A 16,076-nucleotide genomic window follows, 5' to 3' on the forward strand; every position below is an offset into this window, starting at 1 on the left:
GTCCGCCCCCTATTCCATTACTGCCTTAAGCTTAGGCAGCTGTACAAAGTTTTTGCGCAACTCTTCGTCATGAATGATTTCGTGCCACGGATCAGTCGTTGTGCTTAACGTCTCCTCAATTTTGCTTACCAGTTGCTGCCTCGTCTCCGCATTTACCAATACCTGTTTGATCGACTCTACGCCTACCCGTTCTACCCAATGAGCTGTTCGCTCGTTCCAATTTGCCTGCTCACGGTAATACTGTAAATAGGCACCAGTCCATTCCATCACTTCATCCTCGGTTTTTACAGTACACAGCAGTTCTGCTGCCCGCACTTTAATACCGCCGTTACCTCCAATGTAGATCCCCCAGCCACCGTCAATAGCGACAACACCCAAGTCCTTGATCGTCGCTTCTGCGCAGTTACGCGGACAGCCCGACACAGCCAGTTTGACTTTGGATGGCGCATTCAGACGTTCGAATGCCTTTTCCAACCGGATGCCCATGCCCATAGCGTCCTGTGTGCCGAAGCGACAAAAAGTGTTACCGACACACGTCTTGACGGTTCGCAATGTCTTTCCATATGCATATCCAGATGGCATATCCAATTCGGACCAGATTCCCGGTAGATCTTCTTTTTTTACACCAAGCAGGTCAAGACGTTGGCCACCCGTAAATTTAACCAAAGGCACATTGTATTTCTCCGCGACAGCAGCAATCTTCTTCAGGTCGGCAGGTGAAGTAACTCCTCCATAAATGCGGGGCACCACAGAGTAGGTGCCATCTTTCTGAATATTGGCATGGTACCTTTCATTCGTAAATCTGGATTCCTTCTCATCCTCATAATCCAGTGGCCACAGCATACCTAGATAATAATTGAGGGCCGGCCGACATTTGGTGCATCCTTCAGCTTCGTTCCAGCCCAGCACGTTCATCACTTCTTTGACGCTCTTCAACCCCATTTCTCGGATACCATCAATAATCGCTTCCCGATCAAGTGTCGTACAGCCACATATCCCCTCTTTAATCGCTTCTCCGGTTTCTGCACCTGCGTACAGCTGTAAGAGCCCCTCCACTAATGGCTTGCAGCCGCCGCATGATGCCGATGCCTTCGTGCAGGCCTTAATTTCCCCAAGACTCTTACAGCCAGCCGCAACCGCCTCTCCAATGTCACCCTTGGATACACCATTACATCCGCATACAATTTCGTCTTCAGGCATCTGCTCCAGCATCATGGTGCCACTACCTTCTGATTGACCAGGGTTAAAGCCAAGTAACAACTCTTTCTCTCGACCAACCACCGACTCCCCACTTTTAATCAGAGAAAACAACTTGGCTCCATCAGAGGTATCCCCAAACAGAACGGCACCGATCAGTTTTTCTTCCTTAATGACGATTTTTTTGTAGACGCCATCAATATCATCCTGATACCGCAGTGATCGCGTTCCCGACTCATCCTTGTAATTTCCTGCTGAAAATACATCGACGCCCGATACCTTCAATCTTGTAGAAGTAACGGAACCACTGTAGCCAGGAGTCTCCATTCCCGCGAGTCGCTGAGCTAGGACGCCCCCCTGCTCATATAATGGGGCAACCAGACCGTAAGTGATTCCCCGGTGTTCTGCACATTCTCCAACGGCATATATGCCAGGAATATTCGTTTCCATGTGATCATTTACGATGACACCGCGGTTTACGGGGATTCCCGCTGACACCGCCAGTTCAATGTCTGGTTTGATACCTACCGCCATAACGATCAAATCCGCTTCCAGTTCGCTGCCATCAGCAAACTTTAGCCCTTCCACGCGACGACGCCCGGTGATAGCCGCCGTCCGCTTATTGACCAGAAAAGTCATTCCCTGTTCCTCCAGCTCGCGCCGTAACATAAGGGAAGCAGCCTCATCCAGCTGCCGATCCATAATATAACCGTTAATATGAATAACTGTAACGTCCATTCCCAAATTGAGTAGCCCCCTGGCTGCCTCTAGCCCAAGCAATCCGCCGCCGATAACGGCCGCTTTTTTGTGCGTCTTCGCCGTCTCCATCATCATCTCGCAGTCACGAATATCCCGGAACCCAATCACACCATCCTTGTCGGCTCCTGGAAGCGGCAAAATGAAGGCTTTAGAACCTGTTGCCAACAACAGTAAATCATAAGAGACGCATACACCGGATCGTGAAGTCACCTGTCGCTTTTCCGTATCGATCGCTGTGACAGGATCATCGGTATACAATCGGATATTATTGTCTTCATACCAATTCCAATCGTTGATGATAATATCCTGCAAACCTGCTCCACCGGCCAGAACAGAGGACAGCATGATCCGATTATAGTTTGGATGGGGCTCGGCCCCAAATACCGTAATCTCATAGGCACCTGGTGCGATCTTCAGCAAATGTTCGAGAGTGCGTATCCCCGCCATTCCGTTGCCGACCAGCACTAATTTTTGGATGTAGTTCATTAGGTCACTCCCTCTCCATTTCTATCCTTAAAACATAAAAAGCCTGCTTCACATACGGGGATGCAAAACATCCCTCCACATGTGAAAACAGGCTCCATTGCCGTTTCATCGAATACGCCGTTGTATCCATCAGAGTATGAATTTAAAGTACTGTAGCCAATATATAACGATTCAAATCACATGTCAATATTCCTTACGCAAAATCTCGTAAAAATAATATTTTATCACTAAGTAACATATTGATGACGTATAAAATATCACTCTTCTACAAAATTAGGATTGATTTTCAGTCCAAAACACGCCAAAATGGTTTAAAAGTTCGTTTCCACTTCATTATGATGGAAAAGCAAACCCATCTCATCAAGTTATATGTCACATTTCTTATCAAGACATACAATCCTCATGCTTATTTACCCTTCATGTTAAAGAGAGGAGGAGCCCGCTTGCGTTCCTTGTTGGTAATTCACTCACATGCTGACCCTGCATCTGAGCAGGCAGACACCATTCCCTCATGGCAGGCAGAACCTGAGCACCTTTTAGAATCCAACGGATACCTGCCTTTGCCCTGCCGCCATGAATCTGAAATCAAACAGCTCATCCATAATGCAGATGCGGCCGTACTAAACATACCTGTCGGCACAATCAGCATGTGGAGTAGCAGGTTGGAGCAAACCAAAGCAATTCCGTTGCTCTGGTGGTGCAGCGCGACATCAGCGCTGTCATCGACGGAGGCTTGTGAAGCAGACGTGACTGTCGACGGTATTCTAACCCCTTCCATGGCAGCCCATGAGCTGAATTGGGCTCTTCATTTTAGCGCCAAACGCTTTTTTGAACGCCAGCATTGGCAAAGTGAACGCAAACAACTGACCGCTCGGCTGGAAGAACGCAAATGGATTGATATGGCGAAGGGGATACTTGGCGAAGTAAACGGCATCCCGGAAGCGGAGGCATATGATCTGCTGCGTAAAAAAGCGATGAATGAGCGCAAACGAATCGTTGATGTGGCCATCTCCATTGTGAAAGCACAGCAAATGCTAAAAGCATAAATCTGAAAGGGGCCTTGAACATGAATATCATTGAAATATTAAAAGAAGTTGGGCGCGGCAAAAGAGGCGCTCGTGATCTGAACTATGCCGAAGCCGAAGCTGCCGCCGAACTGATTATGACCCGGTCAGCAACCCCAGCTCAAATCGGTGCCTTCTTTGCCGCGGAACGCATCAAAATGGAGAGTGTTGCCGAGCTGGAAGCATTCGTTAATGTCTGTCGCAAATATTCCCACCGCTTTCCCATGCAGGAAGGCATTGATTTCGCCGGTCCGTACGACGGTAGGAAGTCATCATTTATTGCTACCTTCGCAACTGCCTTTCTACTTGCCTCATACGGATTACCTGTAACGATGCATGGGAGTGCACCCCTCCCTCCCAAATGGGGGGTTACACTCCCACTTTTGTTGCAGGAGATGGGGGTAGCGACTGCGGACATGTCACACGAAACCGCCATTCATGCTGCGAAGCAGACAGGCGTGCTTTTCGTTGTTTCCGAACAATGGTGCACGCCCCTGCGGGATCTGCGGTCTATTCGCGAAGAGTTGGGGCTTCGCACAGTACTGAACACAGCCGAGAAACTGGTTGATTACGGTTCCTCCCCGTACATTGTATTTGGTGTTTTCCACAACACCGTATTCGACAAGACGGCGAAGGTCATGCAAAATCTGAGTTATCGCAGGGCTTTGATCGTCCAGGGGAGCGAAGGATCGGAGGACCTATTCATCGACCGACCGACCCGGACTTACCTGTTTGCTAATGGTAAGGTGTCCCTCCAGGTTATAGATCCCGAAATGTACGGGCTGGATTCGGTAGTACCAGAACACCACTGGACCCCTGCTGAACAGCTGCGCATATCAGAGGAAGTGTTGCAAGGCACAGCTCCTACTGCCTTCTCGAATCAAGTGTTGCTCAACGGCGCGGTACGACTGTTCATTGCAGGGCGGGTCGACTCCATTGAGGAAGGCTTGTACACCTGCAAGCCGCTGCTTGAAAACGGGAACGCCTGGGATTTGTACTGCCGCTGGCGTGAAGCTATGTTGAGAAAAGAAATAAAAACGGGTGCCAACACATCCGAAACCCATTTTCATTTATAAAACTCGCCTCCTGCAGTCCCGCATTTATCAGGACATAAACTGAACTACTCAAAAAGGTCCCCCCCATGCTCATGCAAAAGGGGCGGCCTTTTATGCAAGAAAAAGAAGATGCACTCACACCTTCCTGTTCTAGAACTGTGACCACTCCCCGTTATGTCCACTGGTTGCAGATACAGCTAGGCGGAGGGGACGGATGCGTACAGCTGCCGTCTTGAAGCCGGGCATCCGGCAGAACGGATCAAGGTCGGGACGGGTCGCCCGATTTACATTTTGCGTCCCGCCCCAATGCATGGGCACGAAAAGCGTGTCTTCGCGAATATGTGGCCTGATCCGGCTGCGGACGGTGAAGCTGCCGCGCTGGGATGTTATTTCCACCCACTCCCCGTCCCTGATATACCAGCGCTGCGCAGTACGCGGATGAATTTCTACATAATTCTCAATCTCACGCGCGGCCAGCGAAGGACTTCTGCGTGTTTGCGCGCCAGTCAAATAGTGAGCCAGCACGCGGCCATTCGTTAAAGTAAGCGGATATTCCTCGGATATTTCTTCTCCTGCTCCACAGCTTTCAACCACTGTAAAAACAGCCCTTCGGTCGGAAAGAGCAAAGCTTTCCCGAAACATCGTATCCGTACCAGCTTCATCCATAGATGGGCATGGCCAATACACCCCTTCCTCGCGACGCAGCCTGTCATAAGTGATCCCGTAATAATCAGCAAGTCCCCCTCGGCTAGCGAGACGCAGTTCTTCAAAGATATCCTCTGCATCCTTATATGCGAAGTACCTCCCCTTGTTCAACCTTGCAGCTATTTGGCATAAAATGCTCCAGTCATCTCTAGCTTCGCCCGGTGCAAGGCGCACCGCTTCCCGCAGCAAAACGCGGCCTTCCAGATTTGTCATCGTCCCCGTATTCTCCAAATAAGACGTCACAGGCAAAACAACGTCGGCCAGCCGCGCCGTTTCAGTGAGAAACATATCCGCCACAATCAACAAATCCAGCTTTTCCAGCGCGTCCTCGACCAACCGTGCATTCGGGTTAGACACAACAGGATTAGAGCCCATCACGAACAGCGCTTGAATTTCTCCCTGATTCATAAGCTCCATCATTTCATAGGCCGATACTCCTTTTCCCGGCAAGCTGCTTGGTTCAACTCCCCACACGGACGCAACATAGGCTCGGTCTGCTTCATTCTCAATCGATCTGTAACCAGGAAGCTGATCAGCCTTTTGACCGTGCTCTCGCCCCCCTTGCCCGTTCCCCTGACCTGTGATGGCCCCATACCCGCACCCTTCTCTTCCAATCTTTCCGGTGGCCAGCACGAGATTTAGAAATGCACGTACCGCCATATGTCCATCCGTCTGCTGTTCGACGCCCCTGGCTGTAAAAACGATGCCAGTCTCCACGCCGCCAAAGGCACGTGCTGCCTGCCGGATCATTTCTGCCTCAATTCCGCACAGCGCAGCCGATTCGTTCAGATTCACCCCATTCAAATGAGTCAACAACTGGTCATACCCGTTGGTCCGCTTGCGGATAAATTCTTCATTTATCAATCCCTCATCCACGACGACCTTTAACATGGCATTGGCCAGCACAGCATCCGTACCTGGTCTGATTTGCAGGTGCAGATCGGCTATTGCCGCTGTGGGAGTCGTGCGCGGGTCAATTACGATGATAAACGCGCCATTTTCCTTCGCTTGGTGAAAATAAGGCATTAACGTCGGCTGACACTCAGCGATATTCGTGCCTGCAAGCACAATACAACGAGCCAACGGAATATCAGCCAGCCTACAGGTCAGTCCGCGGTCAACACCAAACACTTTGCTGCCAGCAGATGCTGCCGCCGACATGCAGAAGCGCCCGTTATAATCAATATAGCGCGTTCCTATAGCCACTCTGGCAAATTTCCCAAGTAAATAAGCCGTTTCATTCGATAACGAGCCTCCGCCGTAAATGCCGATTCCATCAGGACCCTGCGTGGACAGTAGCGAAGAGAAACTGCTGGTTACAGCATCCATCGCCTCTCCCCATGGGACAGGAACGAGCCTGCCCTCTTTGCGCAGGAGAGGCTGTGTCAGCCTTTCTGCATGAGTTGCATGCTGATGCGCATTCATTCCCTTGATGCACAACCTGCCTTGTGAGGCTGCATTAGGTTTCCCTTCCGCTTTATACACCGTTCGAACGATACCCGCGAGTGCTTCCGTTTCCGTATTAACGGTCATCTTACATTGCACGCTGCAAAATGGGCACTGTGTCTCCACCACAGGGAGGACGTATTGACCGGCTTCCAGTTTGTTTTCTCCTGACTGACACATAAAAGTCACCTTCCCTCTCCATTCACTACAACTCCCACAATCCGTTAACCTGTCAGCATGGTGGACCGCAGGCTACCGGTCAGCTCACTTCGCAGAGTAACGTCGAGCACACTTTCCCGCAGCGCTAGAACGCCAGTCCGTTCAATCCATTCCCACATTTTCTCCCCATACCTAGCACTATGCCTGTATATTTGCAAGCAGGTTACAACCATCAGCACCACTTCTTCCGGATTCTCCTCCAATCCAAGCAGCAACCCCTGACGAACCGGATGTCCTGCATGGCCACCAGCATAAACCTCCCAACCTGCTGGAGATCGGGAGATTCCAATGTCATGGACAAGCACACCATCGGGATACTCTGAACCCGGACTAACAGCAACCGCAACTGGTGACGGTAATGAAAGACTGCCCCATACTGCTGCCAGCCGCTCTCTCAGCCAGATCACTCCACCAGAAGCCTGATCGATCGGGGCAGGATCAACAAAATCCCTACGTTCAACATCCAAATTTGTAAAACTCAGGTCCACAGAACCCGCTTCCCCTTCGTATGGTACGGTGGGCTGAAGCGCAACGCCTATTCCCAGTTGATTTGTTGCAGATCCGTTCCGCAAACCTAGAGATTCCAGATAATAAAGTACAGCAGGACGACATAATTCACAGCCCTGCTGCCTGGTCCAACCGAGACGAGATACCACTTCCTCTAGAGTTCGACAAACTGCCTCCACCATCGCTGTCTTAAGCGAATCATGATCATAATGCGTACAACCACACACAGGAACAACTTCTTGAGCAGTCGGAGTAACCACAGGTCCAGAAGCTGTCGCTCGGGACAAACCATTTTTGACCAGTGCAGCCACTAGCGGCCGGCAACCACCACAGGAACCGGACGCTTTGGTCCGGCTCTTCACCTCTTCGACTGTTTTCAGCTTATCCGTGGCGATCACTCGCAAGATATCCCCCTTGCTCACACCGTTACATGCGCATACCGTCTCTCCTTCGGGCAATGCTTCCGCAGCATCCTCTGCTTTGCTTTTGCTGTTATTCTGAGGTGTAAGCTCTGTAGTTGGCGCGCCGCGCCGTACCATTCCAAGCAGCGAGGTGCTTTCCGCCGTATCCCCGAATAAAATCGCTCCAGTAATAGCTCCAGCGCGCATCATCACTTTTTTGTACATCTCCTGCATACCGTTATATTCCATGATCGCAATCTCGTTTCCCTCTTCACGAATGTCTCCTGCCGAAAACACATGAATTCCCGCAACCTTGAGCTGCGCATAGGGAACCGTCCCTTCATAAGGAGCCGTTTCACGACCACAAATCACCTTTGCCAGCACTTTGCCCTGCTCATATAGCGGCGCCACCAGCCCATATGAAATTCCACGGTGCTCAGCACATTCGCCAACTGCGTAAATACCAGGAATACTCGTGCGCATATAATCATCCACGACAATGGCACGGTTTACTGTCAGACCACTGTCCTGAGCCAAAGCGATATTGGGCCGGATACCAACCGCCAGCACGACCAAGTCTGTTTCCAACCTGTTCCCGTCCGCAAACATCAATCCTTGTGCCCGGTTGCGGCCTATAATATTGACCGTATCCTTCGCCAAATGAAACCGCATGCCCTGCTGCTCCAACCGCCGTTGTAAAAGCACAGCCGCAGTACGGTCAAGCTGACGATTCATCAGATACTGCGCATTATGAACAACGTCAGTTTCCATCCCTAGATTCAGCAAGCCTTGAGCAGCCTCAAGCCCCAATAGCCCTCCTCCGATGACGGTGGCCTTGCGATACGTTTTGGCATATCTGGCCATGGTTTCACAGTCATTTACATCACGAAAAGCGATTACTCCCTCTTTTCGGACTCCGGGAATGGGAGGTATGAAAGGCAAAGAGCCAGTTGCCAGTATGAGAATGTCATAGGGCTCTTGAATGCCGGATTCCGTTTCCACCATACCGGTTGCTACATCAATACGACACACACGTTCACCGGCTTGCAACTTTACCCCATTTTCTTCGTACCAGTCCCAACTATGGGTAACAATATGTTGGAACGAGCTCTCCTCCTGAAGCATTTTGGACAGGAGCACACGATTGTACCCGGGACGTGGCTCTGCACCAAATATTGTGATTTGGAACCGCTCCGGCTCCAGACTGAGAATTTCCTCAACACATTTGAGGCCTGCCATACCATTACCGATGACGACCAGTCTTTTTATCATAATTAATCCAGCCCCATTCTCTGAACCTAAAATAAGACAGAAAAAGCCCTTCTCCATTCGATGGAAAAGGGCACCGTTGCCGTAAATGTCGGCACATCGTTGTACCGATATGTACTTAAGATTACTGAATTGTGAGTATTATGTCAATATTCAATACATGAAACCTGTATTTAAACCTATTTTTTTTAATTTATTATAATTTTAATGTTATGTATATTGACATAAGTAGAATGTCTTTTTATAATTTGAATTAAAATCACTACCATGTGATCATACCAAAGCGATGCACAATGAAGTGTGTCAAACACGGCAATGAAGCCGCAAAACGTTCCCAATATCAATGACGGGACGATTTGCGGCTTTTTATGTTCAGCAGAGGGCTGAAGTCTAAGGCCTGAGCTCTACAAACCCCAATAAGAACAGGAGAGATGGAGAATGAAGAAAAAAAAGTTTCTGGCACAGCGGACACAAGCCCACCCTTTTTGGCTCTTTTTTGTATTTTGATATTAGCTTTATGATATGGGGGATGATTGGACCGTTGGTCGTTGTCATTGCTAATGATTATCCAATGGACCCTGTACAAAAAGCCAACCTTGTCGCTCTCCCGATACTCAGCGGCTCTCTGTTGCGACTTGTGCTTGGATTCATGTCAGATTATATCGGTCCGAAGCTCACGGGACAGATCGGTATGCTTGTCACGATCATTCCTCTCCTGCTCGGCTGGCTGTGGGTTGATTCGCTGGAGCAGTTGTACACTGTCGCCCTGCTTCTGGGTGTGGCCGGCGCCTCATTTGCAGCTGCACTACCGTTGGCTGGCCAATGGTATCCCAAAGAGCATCAAGGTCTGGCCATGGGAATTGCCGGTGCCGGCAACAGCGGGACCGTCCTTGCAACTTTGTTTGCCAACCGTATTGCCCAACATTTTGGCAGTTGGGAGGTCGTGTTTGGATTGGCCATTATCCCAATTTTCATCGTCTTTGTTCTGTTCAGTATTTTTGCCCGCAACAGCCCTCATCGCCCAGTACCAAAAAGTCTGGCGCAATATGCTTCGGTGCTCAAACAGAGTGATGCCTGGGTGTTCTGTGCCTTTTATTGCGTGACGTTCGGTGGGTTCGTCGGCCTTTCTAATTATTTGACCATTTTCTTCAATACCCAATACGGCCTCTCTGCAGTACATGCCGCTGATTTTGCAACCGTTTGTGTGATTGCCGGAAGCTTCTTTCGTCCTGTAGGCGGCTTTTTGTCTGACCGGATTGGTGGTTCTCGCATGTTAATGTATTTGTATGCCGGGGCCGGGATGATGCTCGCCAGCATTGCATTTTTGCCACCACTTGCCGTAGTCGTAGTTCTGCTGTTCGTAGGCATGATGTGCCTTGGGGCTGGCAACGGCTCCGTATTCCAGCTTGTGCCGCAGCGATTCGGCAACGAAATCGGGCTTATGACCGGCATCGTCGGCGCTGCTGGTGGCATAGGAGGATACTGTCTTCCTCTTATTCTGGGCCATCTGTACAAATTAACGGGTTCTTACATGCCTGGCTTCATCTGTCTAAGTCTGATCACATTCTGTGCTTTTGTCCTCGTCATTATCATGCAATTGAAATGGCGCAACAGCTGGATGCAACGCTCTGCTCCAGGCGCTAATGAAGCCGTTAACCGAATCGGAGAATTAAATATCTGACTATCCACTAAATAGACAGCCACCAAACGTTTAGATTTTAAGCCTCAATTATCCCTTATAATAAACAATAGCTTAACTTCATTTATAGAAAAATGAAGTTAAGCTATTCCTCTATACATATTCAATCAAATTATAAGAGCTATGAAAAAAGTCACATTTATTGAATATTTACCGAAAATATTATGAAAATTCAATGAATTTTTCATTTGAAAATCATTGAAAACCGCTTTCATTTTCATATTTTTTCTTATGTAAACACTTATATAACCATTTTTCACACAACATACTTGTTCACTTGGTTTAAAATAAGGCGTATACTTGTTCACGAATTGTTCAAGGATTAACCGAATGTATTTTTTTAGAAAGAAGGAATTGGAAATGCGTGCTTTTCATGTTACGGAAAATGGAACTATCGAAACCAAATTAACCGGAAAAGATCTTCTTGCCAACCCACTGCTGAACAAAGGAGTGGCTTTTACGCTAGAAGAACGTCAGCAACTTGGACTTGACGGCCTCCTTCCTCCTACCATATTAACGATTGAGGAACAGGTTCAACGGGTGTATGAGCAATTTCAAAGCCAACCGGATAATTTACGTAAAAACGTTGCATTAAATGATCTTTTTAATCGGAATACTGTCCTTTATTATCGTTTGCTTTCCGAGCACTTGAGCGAGATGCTTCCGATTGTCTATACACCAACAGTCGGTCAGGCTATTCAGGAATACAGTCATGAATATCATAAACCGGGCGGTATGTATCTATCTATTGATAATCTTGCTGGCATCAAAGAAGCTTTTAAAAATTTGAACTTGGGTCCTGATGATATCGATCTGATCGTAGCCACAGATTCTGAAAGTATTTTGGGAATTGGGGACTGGGGAGTTGGCGGTATTAACATCTCTATTGGTAAGCTTGCTGTATATACAGCCGCTGCTGGTATTGATCCTAGCCGGGTACTGGCCGTTGTGCTGGATGCAGGTACAAACAATGAAAAGCTGTTAGAAGATCCTTTATACATGGGGAATCGTCATAAGCGTGTACGTGGAGAACAATATGATCAATTTATTGATACTTATGTTCAAGCTGCACTTTCTTCTTTCCCGAACGCACTGCTGCACTGGGAAGATCTAGGTAACGTCAATGCTCGGAATATTATTAATAAGTACGGAAATAATATCTTAACGTTTAATGATGACATTCAAGGTACCGGTGCAGTTACACTTGCAGGTGTGATGTCTGGTGTCCAATTGTCCGGAATCCCTCTGAGCAAGCATCGGGTTCTAGTGTTTGGTCCAGGAGCTGCCGGAATCGGCAATGCAGACCAAATTAGTGCGGCCATGATGCTGGAAGGATTGTCAGAAGCTGAAGCAAGACGTAACTTCTGGGCATATGATTACCGTGGCCTGCTTACCAATGAAACAGAAGGACTTTTGCCATTCCAGGTCCCTTATGTGCGTGATGCTGCCGAATGCCGTGACTGGGAGCATGCTGAAGATGGCAAAATCCCTCTGCTTGAAGTTATTCGCCGCGTGAAACCGACGATTATGATCGGAACTTCCGGTGTTGCTGGAGCATTTAGTGAGGAAATCGTGAAAGAGATGGCCAAGCATACAGAACGCCCTATTATTATGCCAATGTCCAATCCGACTCCTCTGGCGGAGGCAACTCCTGAAGACCTGATCCACTGGACTGAAGGAAAAGCGCTTATTGCAACAGGAAGCCCTTTTGAGCCAGTAATCTACAACAATACTACGTTTGAAATTGGGCAATCCAACAATGCTTTTGTATTCCCGGGTCTTGGTCTTGGAGCAATCGTAGTAAAATCCAAAATTATAACAGATAGCATGTTTGCAGCAGCTGCCCATGCAGTAGCTCAAATGGTTGATTTGTCACAGCCTGGTGCTTCCCTGCTGCCAAAAATCAACGAACTGCGAGAAGTATCTGAAGCTGTAGCAGTGGCTGTCGCCAAGGCAGCAGTTCAAGATGGAGTAGCGCGTCATCAGCCGGATGATATCGTACAAGCGGTTCGGGAATCCATGTGGGAATGCAAATATAAACCCATCAAACAGTATGGACAGGAAGCCGTTCTGGTTTAAAAATAGCGAACAACATCAAAATTTATACTTGCTGTAAGCAAAGTGATTATTTAACTGATGTCCGCCATTTTTGGCGGACATCTTTATTGGAGGCGACATCATGGCTACAGGTCATATTTTTATTATTTTAATTCCTATTTTCTTTGTCATTTTAATTGGTTATTTTGCAGGTTTTTTTAAGGCCTTTAACCCAGCTTCTTCTAAGGGACTAAATACACTGGTAACCAAATTTGCTTTACCTGCACACTTGTTTATTGGTATTACGACGACACCACGAGAGACGTTAATCCAAAAGTGGCCCTTTCTTGTTGCTTTGCTGCTTGGGGTGATTGGCTTTTATATTGTATTGCTCATCTTATATCGCTTAATCGCAAAAAAAGGCCTGACAGAATCCTCCATGTTCGCATTGAATTCGACACAGCCCTCTTTTGCATTCATGGGGATTCCCGTTTTGGGAAGCTTGTTCGGAAGTGCGGCAGTCGCCATTCCTATTGCGATTACCGGCATCGTTGTTAATGCGATTCTTGATCCGCTTGCAAGTATTTTGGGAACGGTCGGCCAGCGCAAATCAACACAATCTGACGACACAAAAGGCAATTTATTTAAAGTCACTATAAAATCAGTCCTTCATGGACTCAGTGAACCGCTGGCTTGCGTACCCTTGATTGGTGTTGTATTGACTTTATGCGGATTCCAAGCTCCGAAACTTTTGCAATCTATGTTTGACCAAATCGGCAATATTACTGCGGGTACGGCTCTATTTGCTATTGGGGTAACTATTGGGATTAAAAAGATTACGTTCAGTCCAAAAGCACTTAGTATCGCTGTGCTGAAAGCGATCGTAATGCCTATGGTTATGCTCGGTATTGCTGTTCTGATCGGACTGTCCCCTGAGGATGTAACCAAAGCCGTACTGCTTGTCGCATTTCCCGGCTCTGCTGTAGCCGCTATGATCGCGACCCGCTATGAATCACTGGAAACAGAAGCGGCATCTGCATTTGTTATAAGCTCAGTATTATCGCTTATTTCGCTCCCTCTGCTCATTTCACTACTTGTATAATGACAGAAAGCTTTCAACGTTCAGCGAAAGACTGTTATATATAATGATGAAGGGCATTCGTTCGCCCGCATTTATCTTATTTTTTAAATATTGTTCAAACAATAAAGTAATTTAGTTGTATTTGAGTTGAAACCAGCTATCCTGTCTTGCTAGCAAGCGGCGACCTACATTTATTGCATGTGGGTTGCCGCTTTTGTTTTTAGTGAAACCAGTAAGTATATCCCAATTGTAATAATTCGCTAACATTTATAAAGGAAATTGACGAAATATATAAGGGATAGCTGTACTGTAGCATTAAATTAAAATTTAAAGGAGAAGAAACTTGTGAAAAACTTGAAGTGGAGCACTATGTCCTTTTTTGGTAAAAATCTATTAATATCTTTTCTTAACATCGTATTAATAGGTGCTATTCTTATCACATCTAGCTATATACTTCAAAAGAACATTCTCACCACGCAGCTGCAAGATCAGGTTAAAGTGCTGACCAAAAAATGGGCAGAAGATGTTGACAAAACAAAAGTACAACAAGCATTAAGCGAAAAAGATTATAACGGTTCTGTTCAACAGGAATTACGTAAATTTCTAGATTCTATTCACACATTTTATCCTAATGTCGCCCAAGCTTACATATTTGGGACAGAACTAAAAGAAGGAAATCAAACCTCCATTATTGGCGTTCCCACTAATTTGGTTCAAGCTTTCCAAGACTCGAAGATGAATATTGGGGATATGTACACTCTGCCTGACGAAAATGCAGAAGCCGTAAATAAGATGCTTCAATCCAATGAATCAGCATTGAGCAGCTTTTATACGGACGAATATGGCACATGGACTACGATTGTTTACCCGATTACAGACGCAAGTGGTAAAGTCACAAGTGCAATTTACTTTGACGTAGATGCGAGCTCTGTACCTACGGGTCTTCATAAGCTGCTTGTATATGGTGTTTCACTGCTCATTCTGTTTCTTGCTATCTTCTTGACGATTCAATACTTGCTGGTAAAACGCACGCTCTCCCCAATTCGTTCCTTGATGAAGGGAATTGAAGAAGTCAGCGAGGGTAATCTGAATGTAAAAATTAAGACAGGACTAGACGACCTTGGTATTATTAATCAAAAATTTAATTCTATGATCAAGCGCCTTAACGATACAATGGTGAAAGTACAGGATACGACGCAAGAAGTAACGGGATCAGCCCAGGAATTGTTAAGCATCAGCGAGAAAAACAGTACGAATACAAACGTCATTAACAGCAATATCCGGGAAATAACCCAGGGGCTTGAGGCTCAGGATCACGCAGCACTTGAAAGCTCCAGGGCTATGAATGAAATGTCTACAGTGATCCAAACCATCGCTGAAAGCTCCTCTTCTGTTGCAGATCAAGCTTATTCCATGGAAAAGCGCTCCGTTGAAGGCAATCAGGTAGCTCAAAAGCTATCCACTCAGATGGACTCTATCTCCACTACAATGGAAAGTACAGTTGATTCCGTTAATGCATTGCAGAACCGTTCTAACGAAATCAGTAATATTGTAAGCATCATTACCGGTATTGCCAGCCAAACGAATCTGCTTGCCCTCAACGCTTCGATTGAAGCTGCCAGAGTCGGCGAAGAAGGCAAAGGTTTTGCAGTAGTAGCTGGAGAAGTGCGTAATTTGGCTGAACAGTCTCAAGAATCCGCCAAACAAATTGCAGAGCTTATTGAAGAAATTCAAAAAGAGATTGAACAAACTGTAAAAGGCATTAGCCTGGGTACAAAAGAAGTTCACGTCGGACTGGAAGTTACGAAGCAGACAGGCGAAATGTTCTCTGAAATTTTAGAAGCGTCCAACAAAGTGTCGTCACAAATCCAGGAGGTATCCAGTGCAACTGAGCAAATCTCGGCCAGCACGCAGGAAATGTCAGCTACCTCGGACGAGTTGTCTTCCACAGTTAGCAAAACAGTCAACAGCAGCAAACAAATTGAACAAACCATTGGGGAACAGACAGAGTCTATGGCTTCGATTGTCCAAGCTTCGGACAAGCTTACACTGATGTCCGGGGAGCTGGAAGAGCTTATTTCATTCTTCAAGGTAAACCGGGAAGTCTAAACATTATAACTACCCAATCATCATAAAACAAAGAACCTCTAA

The 16,076-nt window shown here is 47.1% G+C and carries 9 protein-coding genes; 6 read left to right on the top strand and 3 right to left on the bottom strand.

Features of this window, described 5'->3' with window-relative positions; all coding sequences use genetic code 11:
• Positions 1-9: 9 nt before the first annotated feature.
• On the bottom strand, positions 10-2,442 hold the full coding sequence (nirB, locus tag C400_RS0118165) for a nitrite reductase large subunit NirB (protein WP_017427828.1): 2,433 nt from the start codon (positions 2,440-2,442) through the stop codon (positions 10-12).
• A gap of 443 nt (positions 2,443-2,885) precedes the next feature.
• Between nirB (C400_RS0118165) and C400_RS0118170 the strand changes: the two genes are divergently transcribed.
• Both C400_RS0118170 and C400_RS0118175 read left to right on the top strand, forming a co-directional pair.
• Complete coding sequence (locus C400_RS0118170; protein ID WP_016822405.1) at positions 2,886-3,488, top strand: ANTAR domain-containing response regulator; 603 nt, start codon at positions 2,886-2,888, stop codon at positions 3,486-3,488.
• A gap of 20 nt (positions 3,489-3,508) precedes the next feature.
• A complete protein-coding gene (locus tag C400_RS0118175; RefSeq protein WP_017427829.1) occupies positions 3,509-4,582 on the top strand; it encodes an anthranilate phosphoribosyltransferase in 1,074 nt (357 codons plus the stop codon).
• A 129-nt stretch (positions 4,583-4,711) separates the two neighbouring features.
• On the opposite strand, the gene nasC is transcribed toward C400_RS0118175, so the two are convergent.
• Together nasC and nirB (C400_RS0118185) are read right to left on the bottom strand one after the other, a co-directional pair.
• Positions 4,712-6,892: an assimilatory nitrate reductase catalytic subunit NasC gene (nasC, locus tag C400_RS0118180; protein ID WP_017427830.1), complete on the bottom strand. Its 2,181-nt coding sequence runs from the start codon at positions 6,890-6,892 to the stop codon at positions 4,712-4,714.
• Positions 6,893-6,936: 44 nt separating this feature from the next.
• A complete protein-coding gene (nirB, locus tag C400_RS0118185; protein WP_017427831.1) occupies positions 6,937-9,111 on the bottom strand; it encodes a nitrite reductase large subunit NirB in 2,175 nt (724 codons plus the stop codon).
• 514 nt (positions 9,112-9,625) lie between these two features.
• Between nirB (C400_RS0118185) and C400_RS26290 the strand changes: the two genes are divergently transcribed.
• From C400_RS26290 to C400_RS0118205, 4 genes are all read left to right on the top strand, one after another.
• Positions 9,626-10,789, top strand: a complete 1,164-nt coding sequence (locus C400_RS26290; RefSeq protein WP_232795395.1) for a nitrate/nitrite transporter — start codon at positions 9,626-9,628, stop codon at positions 10,787-10,789.
• A gap of 378 nt (positions 10,790-11,167) precedes the next feature.
• Entirely contained in the window at positions 11,168-12,886 is a 1,719-nt protein-coding gene (locus C400_RS0118195; RefSeq protein ID WP_017427833.1) for an NAD-dependent malic enzyme, read from the top strand.
• Positions 12,887-12,986: 100 nt separating this feature from the next.
• On the top strand, positions 12,987-13,946 hold the full coding sequence (locus C400_RS0118200; protein ID WP_016822411.1) for an AEC family transporter: 960 nt from the start codon (positions 12,987-12,989) through the stop codon (positions 13,944-13,946).
• Positions 13,947-14,270: 324 nt separating this feature from the next.
• Positions 14,271-16,034, top strand: coding sequence for a methyl-accepting chemotaxis protein (locus tag C400_RS0118205; RefSeq protein WP_017427834.1), 1,764 nt, complete (start codon positions 14,271-14,273; stop codon positions 16,032-16,034).
• Positions 16,035-16,076 lie beyond the last annotated feature (42 nt).

The organism is Paenibacillus sp. ICGEB2008, assembly GCF_000307675.1.
Lineage (GTDB): Bacteria > Bacillota > Bacilli > Paenibacillales > Paenibacillaceae > Paenibacillus > Paenibacillus polymyxa.